This is a genomic window from Mesorhizobium sp. M0184, assembly GCF_040322215.1.
Lineage (GTDB): Bacteria > Pseudomonadota > Alphaproteobacteria > Rhizobiales > Rhizobiaceae > Mesorhizobium.
In genome coordinates this window covers 1-16,275 of record NZ_JAMYSZ010000060.1, presented here as the reverse complement: position 1 = coordinate 16,275, position 16,275 = coordinate 1, and the positions used below count along the sequence as shown (strand labels likewise).

Genomic DNA, 16,275 nt, shown 5'->3' with positions numbered 1-16,275 from the left:
CGATGACGCCCTCAACGCGACCCGCGCGGCCGTCGAAGAAGGCATCGTTCCCGGCGGCGGCGTCGCCCTGCTGCGCGCTTCGCTGGCCATCACCGTCACTGGCGCCAACTCCGACCAGACCGCCGGCATCGCCATCGTGCGTCGCGCGCTGCAGGCTCCGGCCCGCCAGATCGCGGCCAACGCCGGTGCGGAAGCATCGATCGTCGCCGGCAAGATCCTCGACAACAAGGGCGCGACCTTCGGCTACAATGCCCAGACCGGCGAATATGGCGACATGATCGCCATGGGTATCGTCGATCCGGTCAAGGTCGTGCGCACGGCTCTGCAGGACGCGGCCTCGGTCGCCGGCCTGCTGGTCACTACCGAAGCCATGATCGCGGAGGCTCCGAAGAAGGAGTCGGCTGGCGGCGGCATGCCTGGTGGTATGCCTGGCGGCATGGGCGGCGGCGGCATGGGCGGCATGGGCTTTTAAAGGTCCTCGCATCTCATATCTCGGAAGGGCGGCAAGCGATGCCGCCCTTTCTCGTGATCCATCCCCTGTTGCCGGCGACTCGCAAGCCGGGGTATGCCCGCCAAGGTTGTGCTTATGTTTGGACGGACACCGCCTTTTTTCCTGGGGCTGGCTTTACTGTTGGGCAGCGGCTGCGCGCACAGCGATGATGGTACGGTGATTATTCCGCGATCGCTTGATGCCAGGCGATTCTTTGACAAAGAGCCGCCACGCCTGCAGCAGCCACAGATCGAAGCCAGCGTGTTTCCGGTTGCGCCACAGAAGCCGGAAAGGCTCGAACCGCGCCCTACGGCAAGTCACAAGACATCAAACAGACGTGGATCGCGGGTCGCAAGTCCTCCGCTCTCCTCTTCCGAGCCGCACAAGCTGCTTGTCTGCAAGAACGTCAGCGAGCCCGGCAAACGGTACCGTATGGTTTGCGAATAGGGCATTTGGTCTGGCCAGCGTTCTGCCCTCAGAGGGTCGCGCGCCTTTCCGGATGAGGTTTTACAGAGCGCCGTCTCCCTTCTTTCCCCATGATCTAGTCATTCATCATTCTATAATCCCAGCTTCACGAAACGGTACGAATATTGCCGGCGGGAACCATCGCCGGCGGCCCTTCCCGCGAAGCGCTTGGCTAGCGATCAAAACCGTCTTTGGAAGAAAAGGCCGCGCTCTGTCGCGATCGCAACTGCATGCGCCAAGCTTTTGGCACCCAGCTTGGCCCGTGCCAGATCAAGATGAAATCGCACCGTGCGAGGGGATAGCGACAGTATCTCTGCGGTCCGTTTGACCTTCTCTCCCCTCGCGTACCATTTCAGGCATTCGATCTCTCTATCGGAGCAGACCGTCTGATGGAGAGCCCTTCCTTGAATTCGACCGATAGCATGGTGAAATTCGCCGGCGAGATGCTGGAAGTCACGAACCTCGGATTTGAGAAACGCCTGCCACGCCGCTGCGTTCTCGTTGCTCGTCACGCTCAGAATGCCGCGGTCGCCGTCGACACCCCTAACTGGGAACGTGACGCCATGCTTTCCGGCCCCATGTTCCCTCGCTTCACCGAAGAATGTCCGCACAGCCTTGTCCGATAGGTCGATTTCCTTCCAATCAACCAATGTCACAGCACGCAGCCCGTAGGTAAGCACGGGATCGATTTCGAAAAAATCCTTCTCGATGTAGCGTTTCACCCAGTCAGGCGAATAGGTGGTCACATAGAACGGCTTACTCGGTTCCTCATAAACCGGCCTGACGGTAAGAAAGGCCGCCGTCTCCAGGCCGTAACTTTCGACAATTGTGTTCAGAAGGTCCGTTGCGTCCGCAGGAGAGGCAACTGCTCGAATACCCTCAGTCATGTAGTGAAAATTTGAGTCCAATTGCGCTTACCTCCTTGCTATCGACGTGCCTCTCCGAGCCATTCGCGCGGGGTATTTAACTAGGTTGCTCCTCGCTGGATTCCAGCGTCTTGCGCCCTGTCAAAAGTGACAGGCGAAACCGCCAGTATACTTAGGTTGCAACCCGCTTTATTCCAGGTTGCATGGCCACAAACCGGCGTGGAGGAAACGCCTTGGATACGATCGTATTTTCGTCAAACGATGTGGGTCGGCAGACTAACCCTACGCGTACCTCGCGCCGTGCATCACATCGGAGTTCCGGAACGACCGACCACGAGGTTTGCCGTTTCTGTTTGGAGCTGGAACAATTAGACGCTGATAGGGATGCTCTTTTCGCTTTGTCACCTCCACCTGTGCCGGGCAACCCTGCGCAGAGCAAGCAGTTCTTCACAAAACTGAATGCGATAACGGCTCGCTATTTAGCGCTCGAACAGCGGCTTCGAGAGGCTCGCAGCTCGCAGCGACATCAGGCAAGGCTCCCACGAAGCCGCTGAGTTCGTCCAGTCGGATGCCGCTGCGACTGCCCCGGCATAGCGCGCATTCAGAGTATCGATTGCCTGATGGTCCCAGCCCTTGCCGAAATCCAGAAAATCAGACCGCCCCGCGTCAACTCGACACCGAGGCCCCTACCCGGCCCATCGTGCACCGGTCCGGATGCGAGCACCCTCCTCCCCTCGCTGGATATGAGTCAGAGACACTTGCACGCGTGCACCTATCGCGGCGTCCACGGCTGCGACCTGGGCCAGACCGCGACGCTGGGAAAGCAGATGCGGCCTTGTGGCGTTGTCGCCATGGCATGGCTCGTAACCGCCACCTTGAAAAATGGGTTGTCTGCTCGCCGATCCGGAAAGACGAGGCTATCGTCCCGGGCGTTGTCCAACCAGCGATATGGCCGACGTCGCCGGCGAGAGGCTGAAAGCCGGCATAGCCGTTACCCTCCCCGACGATCCCGATCGTCGCATCCCCCTCTACGGCCAGATCGAGCGCCAGGCGCGCAAAACCCATCGCGGCATTTCGGCCAGCACCTTCAAGATGCCTTGGATCTACCGGAAATCCTCACCTGCGAAACCCATGACCCTCGAGCACGACATGCGTACCTTTCGTCACATCCTCCCCATCGTCGCATCCGCGGCCTTGCTCGCCGGTTGCGCCGGGCGAGTGCCGGATGCTGCACAATCGGCCTCGCATGGACCCGTTTCGGCTACGGACGCCTATTGGAAGCCCGATCGGGTCAGTCGCAGCCGGCAGGAATATGCGCCCGACTGGGGCAGCTTCCCGCCGATCACTACCCAGCGTACCGGCTACCCAACCGAAGCTCAGGCGAATAACGCCTTGCGCCGCTCGCATTGGAGCTCTGTGCCCGTGCGCACGCTCATCACCAAGGAAGGCATCAAGACGATCTCCGTCCCTGCGGAAGCCCCAGACACGATCGCTGCAGGCGTTCGTGTCTTTGCGTGCCGGCCCGGAGCGCTCAACGGCTATACCGGCCGCGTGCAACACTACGATGGCCCCGTCGTCACCTGCGCTTCCGACCTCCTGTCTGCCGATGGTCGCGTACTCGCCCGAGTACCCCTCAATTTTTACTACTGGCAGAAGGCTTGGCGCGTCCAAGACCCGAGGCCGTCCTACAAATCCGTCCCGTGGGCTTATCAGGAACCCTCGCCACCCAAGAGCAAGGGCTGGTTCGGCAACCGCTACTGAGCGGCGGCCGTCACTCTACCGCGTGTCGGCAGGCCAGATGCGCACAGAAGTCGACGGCCAAACCAACGGCAAGGCGCCGGCGTCGCCAAGATTGTCAGCGGCGTATGAGAGGTACGCTGCGAGCGGCTTTTACGACGCTCCGGATCTGTCGTCACGCAGCGTGCCGATTCACCACCGTGTCTCTTTCGCGCAGACCCCAGTTCGAAGATGGCGACGGCCGTCTTCGGCGACTTCGAGCCTATTGCGTGTGGTCGCGCCAGCAGTCATGGCTGACCTTCAGCACGGCGGCCGCATCGCTCACCTCCGGCCGAAAAATCATGCTCCCCGCACTTTTTCTTTTGGGAAGAACAGGCCCGGCGAGCGACTATTTCAAAGGCACTATGCGAGATCGATCTGTCGTTCGGCCAAAGCGCGTTTCGCAAGGCTTTAGTTCAACCCCTTTTCGGGGCGAATCAGTGTCAGTGCTCGGTATTGCTGACGGTCGCCCACGAAGATCAAACTGCGGGTATCGGGCGTTCAGCATTCCGGGGGAGCGAGCGGCAGGACGCACAGCCCATCGCAGCTGCTTCACGGTCGGGGTCCTCTATCGGTTAGGCTCTGCTCTTCTGCTGGGGGCTCGCTTCGCACGAACACGTCCAGCACTTGCGCGATATCGACCCCTGACGGCGATCCGTTGCGCACCATACCCCTCGATGCCGCCGAGCGCATGGCTCCAATGACGCAGCATGCCGCGACGAGCGCTGCCACGGCATCGCCGTCGGTCTCGGTCAATAGCTGCTCCGCCAGCGCCCTCGCTCCTCGCGGAATTTGATCGACATCTTCACCACCAAGCGACCACTGACGATTTTCTTCCGTCACGGCGACACCTCCCGGACTGTTCGATTTGACCATTGGCGGCCGAGCTGGCGGAGCGGATTTCCGATCGCCGCTGTCAGCACATGAGACAGCCCGATCGCAATCGCGATCGAGAGCGTTGCCGTCGCCGGAGCCCCCAGGAATTGGCCAAGGGACCAATTGAAGAGCGCCAGCACCGGCAGATGGATCAGGTAGAGGGCATAGGAGATGTCTCCTAAGTGGCGCAGCATCCGCCCCGGCCAGTTCACAGAACCATCCCGCAAGGTCGCCCTTGTCACGATCCACCCGCACATCAGCGCCAGTGCGGCAGTCGCCACGCCATGTGTCGCCGGCGGCAAGATCGACAGCATGAAGGCTCCGACCGTCATCCAGAACCCCGCTTCCATGTTACCGATCGCGCGCAGGTGTTCCACCAGTCCTGGCCATGCGCTTTTGCCCATGGTTGCTCCGATCGCCAGCCCGACCGCGATTGCATCGATGCGGAACGTCCAAAGCGTCCCGCCCCATGGCCGCAGCGTGAACGTCCCGACCACGAGAACGAGTCCGGCCAGCGCGACGAGCGCCCGCCGCGGTAGCAAGAACACCAGGAGCGGAGCCAGTAGATAAAATTGCATTTCGGCGGCGATCGACCAGAATGGCCCAAACGCATAGGCGTTCCCGCATCCTGTGGCGCCCCCGAAACAGGGCGCCCAATGCGCATTCGAGATGAAGGCGAATGCCGCCTTCGCGTCTGCGGGCTCAACGCCGCTTTCCGGGATGATCAACCCGATCGAGAGGATGGCGCCGACGCACCAGGCCAGCGGCACGATCCGCATGGCACGCCTGACATAGAAAGCGGAAGCCGCCTCGATCGCTCCGAGCTCGAGCCGCAGGCTTCGCAATGAGCGTTCCACCAGCAGGCCGGAAATCACAAAGAACAAGTCGACCCCGACGCTCCATGCCGGCGCAAATAGCAGAGCGGCGCTCGTCCCGCCATCTCCGAAGACCGGCCCGACATGCGACAGCACCACCAGCCCGATCGCCAGACCACGCAATTCATCCAGCCCCGATAGGCGAGCTTTTTGGTTCATTCAAATATCACGCTCGACAATCACCAAAACATTGATTTAATCATAATGCAGAAAAGCGAGGCAAGGAATGCGCGTACGCCTGACATTTGTCGCAGTCGCGACTGCCCTTACATTGGCGCCCCACGCTTTGGCTCAGTCGCTCACGCATGATCCGAACGCCTGGCGCGCCGTCGCCTACGCCGATCTCGAGCTCCCGAACTCGGAAGCTGTGCCCTACGCCTCCCTATGGGCCGACCGGCTGAAGAAAAACAACGACGCCTACGTGGCCAAAGGCGACACGCGCTTTGCGGTCGCCAACGCGCCGGCTTCCGAGAGTCACATCGTCGTGCGCAGCCCGACCAAAACCGTCGTCCTCTCGGTCCTGCACACGCTCACCGGCTGCTCGCCGATCCGCGCCGATCCTGTCGGCAATGCCACGCTGAAACGATGTCCCATGCGCTTGGCGATCTACCAGAACGGCCGATCAACGGTCGCTGACGCTGGCTCAGGCTGTTTCATCGAATATGGCGCGCAACCGAATAACGTCCGCCCCGACCTCGCTCGGAATGGTGCAATGGGTGCATATGATGTTCAGGCCAAAACTATTCGCGCCGGCATCGTATTCCAAGGTGAAATCGCCCCGGAATGCCAATTCCGGGTCCCTGTCCCGCAACCCTAGGGGAAGCCGCGATGCCCGGTGTGTTTCCGGCAACCTCGATATTCGGAAGGAGCGCAACCATGATCGACATGGAAAACCTAACCTTATTCAGTACACCAGCCTGCCACCGGCCATCGCCACCGGATCAAGGCTTCCCTCACGGCGCGCGATGCGCCGCCTTGACCGCGGCTCCTGCCGGCGGCCGCGGCGGGATGACGTTCAGGAGATCTGCCATGGCCAGCCCGACAATCTTCACGACTCTAGCCGTCTTGATCTCGCCGGCAATCGCGCAAGCGCTTGATCCGCTCAAGGCTCCGCAGGGATCATATGTAGCGTCTACACACACATGTGCCGATCTCGACCAAGGCGTGGGCGCTCTCGAACTTGCCGAGTTTGACGGCGACGCAATCACCGTCGGCGCAAGCACCTGCAAGATAGCAGGCACCCGTCATGCAGGCGATGCGTTCCAAGCCTCATGTACAGAGCGTGGCAGCAGCTCCCCGGTCATCACGCCGATGAAGATTACGCGCCCATCCAGCGACGCGCTCTCCATCAATGGCACCATCTATAATTTCTGCCCGGGGAAGTAAGATGCTGCGTCCCTTCCCAATACTCCTCGCCGCGCTCCTGGTCGTCGGACAAGCGCCTGTTGCGCAAGCGAATTCCTTTGACCAGGATGCAAATTCTTGCGACCTCAATGACAAAACGACCTTGCGTTCCCTTTGTAAGAACGGAGCGGGTCTGCCGAGCTATCCGTCCACGCAAGAGATGATGGAGCGCAGCCCGAACATCGCCAATATGATTGTAGACGCCGCCAACAAGTATGGCGTTGATCCCAAGCTCGCTCTTGCCGTGTCCGCTCACGAAGGCGCGATGTCAGCATGTGCCGGCTCCTTCAGTGGCGTTCTTGGACCGATGCAGCTTACGGGAGCGACCGGCCGCGCCTACGGGATGGATCGGGGCATCTTGTCCGAAAACATTGAAGGCGGCGTAATGACGCTTCGCGATGCCGTCAAATCGTGCGGCGGCACGTCAAGTATTCCCTGCCTCGCCGATCGTTACAACGGCAGCACGGAAAGCCAGCGCCGTAACTGGACGAACGACGTAAACCGCCGCTATGCCGGCCTCAATTCGGCCGGCCAATCCATTCGTCAGGGGTGCGGCGCGCAACCGGTCTGCCAAATGGGACCAGGCGACTTTCAGACGCCCAACGGTGGTGAGACAAAACTCGCTTCATCCGCTCCCGGTCCCGCCAGAAGCGACATCAATGTTGCCTCTGGTCAGGTGTAACCCCGTCTCCCCATTGAGGGCCACGCCGTCGGCCAGCTGCCTTCAATGGGAGAGATTTCGCGACGAGAGCTTTCCAAATCCCCGTTTCAGATGGCTTGCCAGCTCCTGGCGCACATCATCAGGCCATTGCTCCATCCCGCCGCAGTTCACTTCGGACGCAACCAACGACCAGTAGAGCAGATCCGCGTGTCGTCCTTCGAACAGAGCCGCCACGATGAACTGTCCGATCACCAACGTGATCGTCTCGGGCTTGCCTTTCTTCCGCAGAAATTCGGAAACCTCTTCCACCCATGGTTTCGGTTGGCAATCGACGAACGCCGCCGCTTCCTTGTAGAGCGAATTGTCTCCTGCGACTTGCCAAATATTCGCTTGCATCGTGAACCCTTCAGCAAAATGATGCCGGTGCATCGACGCTGGCAGATTTTCCAATGCCAGTCAAAGAAATATAAAGCATATTTTCAGCTTATCGTAGCAAATGAATCTACGCCGATTGTTTAGCAGCGTATACTTTTATTGTATGCTACTGGCTTGTCCTGCGTCTCTTTTTGGCCTGAGGTGGCTGCTTCTTCTCGGAGGTTGCCCCAGCGGGGATGGCTGCCTCTTTCAAAGAAGGTACACCACTGAACTCCGTCATCGAGCGCTTCACAGCACGCGTGGCCTCAATATGCCGCGCAATCTCGTTGAAGTTGAAGCCGAACGTCTCGATGTCCCGCTTCACGCTGTCGTCGTCACCAGTACGCCCGATGAGCGTCCACACCGGCACCTTCAGGTGCCGTGCCAGCCGCTCCAGGGTGACGAATGTCGGGTTCCCCTTCCCCGTCCGCAACTGGTAGAGCGTGCCGCGCGATAGCCCCGTAGCGTCGGCAAAACTCGCATAGTCCGGGTACTCGTTCTCGATTTGGCGAAGTCGCAGGGCGAGCAGGATCGAAAGCCAACCATCGCTGTCTTCTGTCTTGTTTTTAAATATTGGCACGGTTGCACTCCTGCTTATCGGTCGGAATATGACGGCCATTTTTTGTAAAATGTCTAGTGCTCAGGCTGTTAGCCGAAACGATGACTCATTGCCCTATTAAAGTGTCGCGGCATCCTCCCCATACTCCCGTATAGCGATTTTGGCCGCCGCTAAATCGTTCCAGAGCACGATAGCATTTCGATCTGAATGCCCTGTTGAAAATGAATCATTAAATGATCCAGGTTGGATGGCGTGGTCATCCGACTTATGAATTTGTCGTGTAACGCCTCATCCGGAGGGACAACCCTGTTCTCTGCCCCTGCGGCAGGCAGGCCCTGCAATCGTTGCCCCATACCATTTCGAATGACCTGGTTCAGATCGACCAGAAGCGAAACCTCGACGCCCCTGTTTCAAGAGCGTGGATGATTTCCCGGCTATGTAACGATGTTAGGCGGCTGCGCAGTCCACGATTCGCATTGCCGATTACGCTCAAAACGGGCCGCAAGGCTTGGCCCCCGCGGGTCGGCGAGGATCCAATCTCTATCCCTGTCCGAGCTGGAAAAGGCGCCGGGGAATACGCCGCACTCTGAAGCCGATACCGCCAAAGGCGGCACCATGCCCCCAGCCTTCGAAAAACGCTTGCTCCATGAGGGGCCATCCTATCTCCGTTGATCATTATAATGACGCTTGATCTGTGATATTATAATGATCAACATCGAAATAGGAGGCTCTGTGTCATGCTCATGAGGGTTCGGGTTCGCAATTTTCGCCGGCGGTGTGCTCGCTTTCTTCGCCCTGCCCGATCAGGAAACCGGCCTTCGCCTGCTCAGCTTTTCCACTGCTTTCTTGATCCTGTCCCTCGCCACCGTCTGTGTCATCGAATTTCTAACTCACAGTATCGGACGGTATCGCCTTCGCTCGTCGTTACAGCCGTCGCGCTGTGATGACGAACTTCCTTTGCATGACGCTGCAAAGTTCGAGCGCTCCGCCTGGTCGACGTCCGGCGTCAACCCTAAGGATCCGAACCTGGTTTGGCAGTACCGCCTCAACGATCAGCGCCTTGGCCGCTTCAAACTTTAACAGGTGGAGTGCGCCCCCAGACTGAGACAAGGAAAATCGCGGACACCCCGTGTTAAGCTATGCAGCCTTTTCCATCTGTCGCCCGCGTGAATGCTTCTGTTCGTATTCCTCCGGACTGAGGTAGTCGAGCGCCGAATGCAAGCGCTGCGTGTTGTAAACGGTCTCTATGAAAGCACCGATGTGCTTGCGGGCATCATCTGCATCCTTATAGGCGAGACCTTGCACCTCTTCCTGTTTCAGGGTTTTCATGAAGCTCTCCGCCTTCGCATTGTCGTAAGGATTGCCGACACGGCTCATGCTTGCCTGGATGCCGCGGCGATGCAGAAGTTCGGAGTAGGCCCCGCACGCGTATTGGGCGGATTCAAGCGATCGTCGCAACACCGATTGTGTTCACTCACGACAGCAACTCGTCAAGCGCCTCTGCGGGCGTTTTCCAGCCCAGGGTCTTTCTCGGTCTGGCATTGAGGGCCGCAGCCACGGCGGCGATCTCGTCGGCGCTATGGATGCTCAGGTCGGTGCCTTTCGGGAAGTACTGACGTAGCAGCCCATTGGTGTTCTCGTTGGTGCCCCGCTGCCATGGGCTTTGCGGATCGCAGAAGTAGACTTGGACGCCCGCGTCGATCTTGAGACGATCGTGCTGAGCCATTTCGGCTCCCTGATCCCAGGTCAGCGAACGGCGCAGTTCTTCGGGCAAGGTGATGATGGTCCGCGTAATTGCGTCGCGCACGGCTTCGGCCCCGTGTCCCGCGAGAGCGGGTCCATTTTTCATGCGCGGAGCTTCGCCATGCCCCGCAAGCCGGGGAAGATGGAATAGCATCGTGAAGCGTGTCGTACGTTCAACCAGCGTGCTGATCGCCGAGCTGCCAAGACCAAGGATGAGGTCTCCCTCCCAGTGACCCGGCACCGCGCGATCGGCCGCTTCGGCGGGGCGTTGACTGATCATGATCTCCGGCGAGACAAAGCTCTTGCCTCGCCTGAGTACGCGCGCCCTGGGGACCCGCAGCACGCGCCCCGTTCGCAAGCAGGCCGACAGTTCGCGGCGTAGCGCTCCCCGACCCTGAACGAAGAGGGCTTGATAGATGGCTTCGTGGCTGATGCGCATCGTCTTGTCGTCCGGGAAGTCGATCGGCAAGCGTCGGGCAATCTGCTCCGGGCTCCAGGCCCTGGCCCAGCGCCGATCCTTTCGCGGGCCATGCCGGCGGCCCTTCCACGGAACGGCGGGACCAGGAACGGCGGCGCCGCTCGGGGTCATGACCACGCCGGCCAGTCGCTGCTCCACATAAGTGCGCAAGGTCGTGTTGAGCGCAAGCTTGGGTCGGTTTGGGCCGACGGGCCGATCGCTCGGCGTGCCATTGGGCTGTCGATGCACGATACTCCAGGCCGCCGCTGCGCGTCGCGGCATTGCGTCGTAGCTCGCGGGAGATGGTCGAGGCGGATCGGCCAAGTCGGAGTCCGATCTCGCGTCTCGAAAGGCCCTGAACGCGAAGAAGTGCGATCTCCTCGCGTTCCGCAAACGAGAGGTACCGCCCGGACGGCGGTCTGGCCGAGGAACTGAACATCGCTGGTGGCATGCCGCCTGCCTCTCGAAACAATCTGGTTCCGACAGGCTGCGACATGCCAGCCGTCAGCGCAGCATCCTCGCTGGTCATTCCCTGCGCAATCCCCAACCAGAATCGCTGGAGTTCAAATCGCCCCGCCACTGGCGGCCGTCCCGGCGACGGCAACGGCGCTCGTCCAGAACGGTGTGATCTTCGTTTTCGAATGACCATCGCAACCTCCTTCGCTCAGGTGTTGCGACGACCGCTTGAATCCGCCTTGAACCCCGCGGTCGGAATGATGGATGAGGCTCCCGGGTACGGGCTGGCGATCAGCGATCGCCATCTCGAGAGCCTCGATGGCAAGGCTTGCTCTAAGATGCGTATCCAACGCCCATCCGACGACCTTGCGGCTAAACGCGTCAAGGACAACGGCAAGGAAGGCAAACTCCTCGGCCAGATGCAGGAAGGTGATATCGGCAACCCATAGCTGGTTTACGCCATTGAGGATCATTCCCCTCGCGAGGTTCGGCACGACTTGCCAACCATGCCGGGAGTTGGTCGTCACAGGCACAAAGGGTCTAGCGCGCAGGCACAACAGATTGTCTTCACGCATGATCCGTAGAACGCATTTGTGATTGACTTGCCACCCCTCGCGCCGAAGCAGGGCTCCGATCCGGCGGTAGCCGTAGTGTGTGTTGCCGAGAGCCAGCTTCTGAATGAGATCGCGCAAACCCGTCTCGGCCCGACGAGGGGCCGAATCCAGCCAGTGACGGTAATAGCTCGCGCGGCTGACACCAGCGAGCCAGCACATTCTGTCGATGTTGAATTCGCCTTGCGACAAGCCGGTCATCATCTTTTCGATGACTTTGAAGATGCCGTTTCGCCAGGAGCGCTGCTCCGACGCTGATCTTCCTCGAAGTGCCGCAAGGCTTCGCGAAAAAAATCGAGATCGAGCTGCTGCTGCCCGACCTTCTGCTCCAGTTCCCTGATCCGGCGCCTGGCCTTGCTCAGTGCCTTTTCCTGAGGTGACGGCACATCGACTGCACTCTACAGCTGTGCGGCCCCGTCAACTCCTGCTGTCCTGGCCGGCCGGCCGCGCCGACGTGACTTCAGATTACCATGAAGCCTGAGATGATCACGCCACTCGTAAAGTCGTTGCCGACTGATACCGACCTCATCTGCCAACTTGCTGACGGTTTCGCCCGCCTCCATGCGCCGGAGAAGCTCCAGCTTTTGGTCATCATCAATAACTCTTTGCCGTCCGGCCATGCCCCAGTTTCCTCTATTTGCGGGGAAACTGTCCGCGATTTTCCTTGTCTCAGTCTGGGGGTGCACTCCAATCGCGTCCGGTTTTTGATAGGAACGGCGTCCGGTTAGTCGTCGGAATTTGCAAGCGGGGCAAGGTCACCGCATGTCGGCCATGAATACGCCAACCCAATTACATTGTTGGAAACAAGTAACTCGAGCGAAAATGTGCAATCTTTCTTTGGCACGTATCCTAATCGCGCAGGGAGATCAATTTCCACATCCTGGAATTCAAGAAAATCATTGTACAGTGGAAAATAGGCTTTATATACAGCCTCCTTCAAAACGAAGAGGTCCCGCCGTTGAAGCAGGCGTAGATCGTACATGCGTTGCTCGTTAGGGGTAGCAATCAATTCGATCAAGTTCTCCGGCAGAGGTTCATTAGGTTCAATGTCGATGCCGAGCGCTGCAATCCTCTTCGTCCCTGCAATGGCGGCGGCTGCTACTGTATCGTGGTGAGCCAAAGATCCGACCATGCCGGCTGGCCAGATCGGAACACCAGAGCGCGTCTTTAAGATCGGCAGTGGTGGAAATCCCGGTTGCCCAAGAAGTGTTCGGGCAATTACTCTTGCAGCACCGCTCTGGCGGCGGACTTTGGGAACAGCGCGTCCCGTAGACGTAACTTCGGAAGCGTACAAGGTCGATTCGTCAGCCGGCTCTATTGGACGAATGCCGACGAGGATGTTCTGTTGATCAATCGTGATAATCTCCATTTATCTGGTTCCTATGAGCTTTTCCAATGAGATGCTCAGTCAATGTAGCTTCGCGTTGCATTTAGCCCGACTTGGTCGTCGATCAGCAGTGGCGGCGGACCACATATGTTTCCCAACTTTGGATCACCGAGCCAGAACTCCTCCGACATTTGGGGATTGTCGCGATCCGAGACCGAACCTCGTCTGGGTGCCAGAACCTTCGGTGCAGTTCGCTAGGGATCTTTTTCAAGAACCCCGATTAAGGGCGTAGAAATAGCTCGGGCCAGAGCCTTGCGGCTTTCCAGAACACTCATCATCGTCACGTGGTCGCCTACAATCGGTACGGCAGTAATGGCCTCCGGACTCAAGACCCGGTCCCAGCCGCGCATAGGCGAACATGCCTCTGGGCAGAATGAACTCTTAGCTTGTCGTGCCCGAGAACTGAAGAGAGCCTCGGTGGCATAAAACTGATGTATCTCAATTGGCAGGGTTGGGACTTGGTACGCCTGCAGCGCCTTGTGGAACCGGGCGGTCCTTTCATACATCAAAACATCGTTATGGAGATTACGATCCAGAGGTATTGCCCCAATTTGCTGCCCCTTTTCAAGCAGCTGAGCGATTGAACTTTGTCCAGCAAATTGCTCCAACACTTCGAAGCTCTCATCATCTAAGGATTCAAAAGAATCGAGCACGACGTCTCGTACCATTTGGATGGGTGATATCTTTGTCACGTTTGCGGGTAGCGTAACATCGATGAGAGCGATGAACGACACAGCGTCATCGAGACTCAGCAAGCGCTGGGCGATTGCGTAAGCCAAGATTCCGCCTGATGAGTATCCAGCGAAGCGATATGGTCCCTGCGGTTGAATTTCTTTGATCGCGAGGATGACCTGATCAGCTATCGCTTCAAGGGTCAGTGGACGAACTTCATCGAAAGACGGCCATGGTAAAGCGTAGACGGGACAGTCTACGTCCATTTCCTCCACCAGACCGACGACATAGGAACAATCTCCAAAACCTGTGGGGACAAAGAAGAGCGGTGGCTGCGATCCGGTTGGTCGAATGGAAATCACTCCGCGACTCCTGGGCTGTGGCTCCAAATGAATCTTCGATGCAAGTTCCTTCAGAACAGGGGCTTGGAAGAGGTCAGCGGCGCTAAAGTCCAGCCCAAGATCTAATGCTCGACTGAGCAACTGCACCGCCAGGAGCGAGTGGCCGCCCAGTTCGAAGAAGTTGTCGTGGCGCCCGACCCGCTCGACACCGAGAAGCTCCGCCCAGATCTGTGCCAGCGCCGTCTCGACCGCGCCGCGCGGCGCCTCATAGGCCGCCCGCGCATAGGCCTCGTCCTCCGGCGCCGGCAGTGCCTTGCGGTCGAGCTTGCCGTTCACCGTCAGCGGCAAGGCCTCGAGCCGCACGAATGCCGATGGCACCATGTAGTCCGGCAGCCGCCCGCTCACATGCGCGCGCAAGGCGCCGGCAAGCGCGCCGCCACCGTCCTCGTCCGAGCCGGCCTCGGGTCCACACACGACATAGGCGACAAGGTGCTTGTCGCCGGCCCGGTCCTGGCGCGCCACCACCACCGCCTCGCGCACCCAGGCGTGCTCGCAAAGCCGCGCCGCGATCTCGCCCGGCTCGATGCGGAAGCCGCGGATCTTCACCTGGTCGTCGTTGCGGCCCAAAAACTCCAGATTGCCGTCCGGCAGATAACGCCCCAGGTCGCCGCTCCGGTACAGACGGTCGCCCTCCACAAAGGGACTGGCGATGAACCGCTCCGCCGTCAGATCAGGCCGGTTCAGGTAGCCACGCGCAACGCCGGCCCCGCCAACGTAAAGCTCACCCACCGCCCCGAACGGCACCGGCGCGCCATGACCGTCCAGCAGGTACACCCGCGTGTTCGCAATCGGGCGCCCGATCGGGATGGAGGCCAGCCCCCCGACAGCGTCGGATATTGCGAATGTGGCACATCCAACCGTCGCTTCTGTCGGACCATAATGATTGATCAGACGCACGTTCGGGAAATGCTCTTGCCAAAACTGCATGTCTGCCGGGATCAAGGCCTCGCCACCGACCATGAGTGCTCTGGTCGGGGCTGGTCCCTTGTAGGCTTCAAGCCGCTTGTTCAGCAGGCTTAGATGCGAAGGGGTCAGCTTGATTAGATCATAGGTCTGACCATCCTCTAAAGCAGCAAGCGCATGTATTAGGGCAATGGGGTTGGCAAGACGAAGCTTGGCGCCCGCCAAGAAAGGCCCGAATAAGGTCGTAACGCCAGCATCAAAGCTGAACGACAGCAGCATGGGCGAACCGTTGCCGGCTTCTTCGTAATGGCTGCGATCCGACCAATGCAAATAGTTCACCAGACTTCCATGCTCGACCATGACGCCCTTTGGGGTTCCGGTGGAGCCTGAGGTGTAGATGACATAGGCGAGATGGCGCGCGGTGAGACCAAGGGCGCGCGGCTCGGGATCGCAGGCCGGCAGCTCGGCCCAGGTGGGAGTGGCCGTCTCCAGATCGACCACGCTCACATCGACAAGCGCCTCGGGGCCGAGCGCGGCCCGGCCGGCCGCATCGCAAAGCAGCAGCCGCGGCGCGGCATCGTCGAGAACCTGCCGCAGCCGCGCGCAGGGATAGGCCGGGTCCAGCGGCAGATAGGCACCGCCCGCCTTGAGGATCGCCAAAAGCCCCACCACCATCGCCACGCTGCGCTCCAGGCAGATCGCCACCGGCTGGTCCGGCCTGACCCCGAGCCCGATCAGATGATGCGCCAGACGGTTGGCCCGCGCGTTGAGCTCGCCATAGCTCAGGCGCTCGTCCTCATGGACCACCGCCAAAGCCTCCGGCGCCTGGCGCACCTGCGCCTCGAACAGCTCGTGGACGCACCGCTGCGACGGATAGGCCGCCGCCGTCCGGTTCAGATCCTCCAGCAGATAGGTGCGCTCGGCGGCCGGCAGGATGTCAATGCGGCCGACCGGCTGGCCTGCATCGGCAGCCATCGCCCGCAGCAGCGCCAGCAGATAACCACGCTGCCGCTCGATCGTCGCCTGATCGAACAGCGCCGTGGCATAACCAAACGTTCCGGCGATCTCCTCGCCACGCTCGCAAAGGCTCAGCTCCAGATCGAACTTGACCTGATCATACCCCTCCCCGGCAGCTTCCACACTCAGCCCCGGCAGGTCCAATGACCCGACGGCGTTGTTCTGCCAGGCCAACATCACCTGGAACAGCGGCGTGTGATCAAGAGCCCGGGGCGGCTTGACGATCTCGACCACCTGCTCGA

General features: G+C 59.9%; 16 protein-coding genes and 1 pseudogene. 6 read left to right on the top strand and 11 right to left on the bottom strand.

What is annotated here, in order from left to right; translation table 11 throughout:
• The coding region (locus NKJ23_RS33305) for a TCP-1/cpn60 chaperonin family protein (RefSeq protein ID WP_352684948.1) at positions 1-472 on the top strand (472 nt) is incomplete at its 5' end.
• 662 nt (positions 473-1,134) lie between these two features.
• On the opposite strand, the gene NKJ23_RS33300 is transcribed toward NKJ23_RS33305, so the two are convergent.
• Positions 1,135-1,863, bottom strand: a complete 729-nt coding sequence (locus tag NKJ23_RS33300) for a helix-turn-helix transcriptional regulator (RefSeq protein ID WP_352496649.1) — start codon at positions 1,861-1,863, stop codon at positions 1,135-1,137.
• A gap of 906 nt (positions 1,864-2,769) precedes the next feature.
• On the opposite strand from NKJ23_RS33300, the gene NKJ23_RS33295 reads away from it, so the two are divergent.
• Complete coding sequence (locus NKJ23_RS33295; RefSeq protein WP_352496650.1) at positions 2,770-3,582, top strand: hypothetical protein; 813 nt, start codon at positions 2,770-2,772, stop codon at positions 3,580-3,582.
• A gap of 567 nt (positions 3,583-4,149) precedes the next feature.
• On the opposite strand, the gene NKJ23_RS33290 is transcribed toward NKJ23_RS33295, so the two are convergent.
• Positions 4,150-4,440, bottom strand: coding sequence for a hypothetical protein (locus NKJ23_RS33290; protein ID WP_352684946.1), 291 nt, complete (start codon positions 4,438-4,440; stop codon positions 4,150-4,152).
• A complete protein-coding gene (locus tag NKJ23_RS33285) occupies positions 4,437-5,507 on the bottom strand; it encodes an acyltransferase family protein (RefSeq protein ID WP_352496651.1) in 1,071 nt (356 codons plus the stop codon). The genes NKJ23_RS33290 and NKJ23_RS33285 overlap by 4 nt, the downstream gene beginning before the upstream one ends.
• A 127-nt stretch (positions 5,508-5,634) precedes the next feature.
• Here NKJ23_RS33285 and NKJ23_RS33280 point away from each other — a divergent pair, with 127 nt between their 5' ends.
• The 3 genes from NKJ23_RS33280 (at position 5,635) to NKJ23_RS33270 (ending at position 7,434) form a co-directional block, all read left to right on the top strand.
• Entirely contained in the window at positions 5,635-6,165 is a 531-nt protein-coding gene (locus NKJ23_RS33280) for a hypothetical protein (protein ID WP_352684944.1), read from the top strand.
• Positions 6,166-6,377: 212 nt separating this feature from the next.
• Positions 6,378-6,734, top strand: a complete 357-nt coding sequence (locus tag NKJ23_RS33275) for a hypothetical protein (protein WP_352684941.1) — start codon at positions 6,378-6,380, stop codon at positions 6,732-6,734.
• A 1-nt stretch (position 6,735) separates the two neighbouring features.
• Positions 6,736-7,434: a transglycosylase SLT domain-containing protein gene (locus tag NKJ23_RS33270; protein ID WP_352496654.1), complete on the top strand. Its 699-nt coding sequence runs from the start codon at positions 6,736-6,738 to the stop codon at positions 7,432-7,434.
• Positions 7,435-7,476: 42 nt separating this feature from the next.
• Here NKJ23_RS33270 and NKJ23_RS33265 read toward each other — a convergent pair whose 3' ends face one another.
• Together NKJ23_RS33265 and NKJ23_RS33260 are read right to left on the bottom strand one after the other, a co-directional pair.
• A complete protein-coding gene (locus NKJ23_RS33265) occupies positions 7,477-7,863 on the bottom strand; it encodes a hypothetical protein (protein WP_245274873.1) in 387 nt (128 codons plus the stop codon).
• Positions 7,864-7,954: 91 nt separating this feature from the next.
• Complete coding sequence (locus tag NKJ23_RS33260) at positions 7,955-8,407, bottom strand: helix-turn-helix domain-containing protein (RefSeq protein ID WP_352496655.1); 453 nt, start codon at positions 8,405-8,407, stop codon at positions 7,955-7,957.
• Positions 8,408-9,163: 756 nt separating this feature from the next.
• Between NKJ23_RS33260 and NKJ23_RS33255 the strand changes: the two genes are divergently transcribed.
• A complete protein-coding gene (locus NKJ23_RS33255) occupies positions 9,164-9,466 on the top strand; it encodes a hypothetical protein (protein ID WP_352496656.1) in 303 nt (100 codons plus the stop codon).
• A gap of 57 nt (positions 9,467-9,523) precedes the next feature.
• Here the strand turns inward: NKJ23_RS33255 and NKJ23_RS33250 are convergent, their stop codons facing one another.
• The 6 genes and pseudogenes from NKJ23_RS33250 to NKJ23_RS33225 form a co-directional block, all read right to left on the bottom strand.
• Positions 9,524-9,847 carry a transposase gene (locus NKJ23_RS33250; protein WP_502895948.1) on the bottom strand — a complete coding sequence of 108 codons (324 nt, stop codon included), beginning with the start codon at positions 9,845-9,847 and terminating at the stop codon, positions 9,524-9,526.
• A gap of 13 nt (positions 9,848-9,860) precedes the next feature.
• A pseudogene (locus NKJ23_RS33245) lies at positions 9,861-11,235 on the bottom strand (IS30 family transposase).
• Positions 11,150-11,854 (bottom strand): IS3 family transposase, encoded by a 705-nt coding sequence (locus tag NKJ23_RS33240; protein WP_352496657.1) that lies wholly within the window; start codon positions 11,852-11,854, stop codon positions 11,150-11,152. The pseudogene NKJ23_RS33245 and the gene NKJ23_RS33240 overlap by 86 nt, the downstream one beginning before the upstream one ends.
• 197 nt (positions 11,855-12,051) lie before the next feature.
• Positions 12,052-12,273: a helix-turn-helix domain-containing protein gene (locus NKJ23_RS33235; protein ID WP_352496658.1), complete on the bottom strand. Its 222-nt coding sequence runs from the start codon at positions 12,271-12,273 to the stop codon at positions 12,052-12,054.
• 104 nt (positions 12,274-12,377) lie between these two features.
• On the bottom strand, positions 12,378-13,022 hold the full coding sequence (locus NKJ23_RS33230) for a 4'-phosphopantetheinyl transferase family protein (protein ID WP_352496659.1): 645 nt from the start codon (positions 13,020-13,022) through the stop codon (positions 12,378-12,380).
• A gap of 212 nt (positions 13,023-13,234) precedes the next feature.
• Positions 13,235-16,275, bottom strand: a 3,041-nt coding sequence (locus NKJ23_RS33225) for a non-ribosomal peptide synthetase (protein WP_352684938.1), incomplete at its 5' end; no start/stop codon positions are given.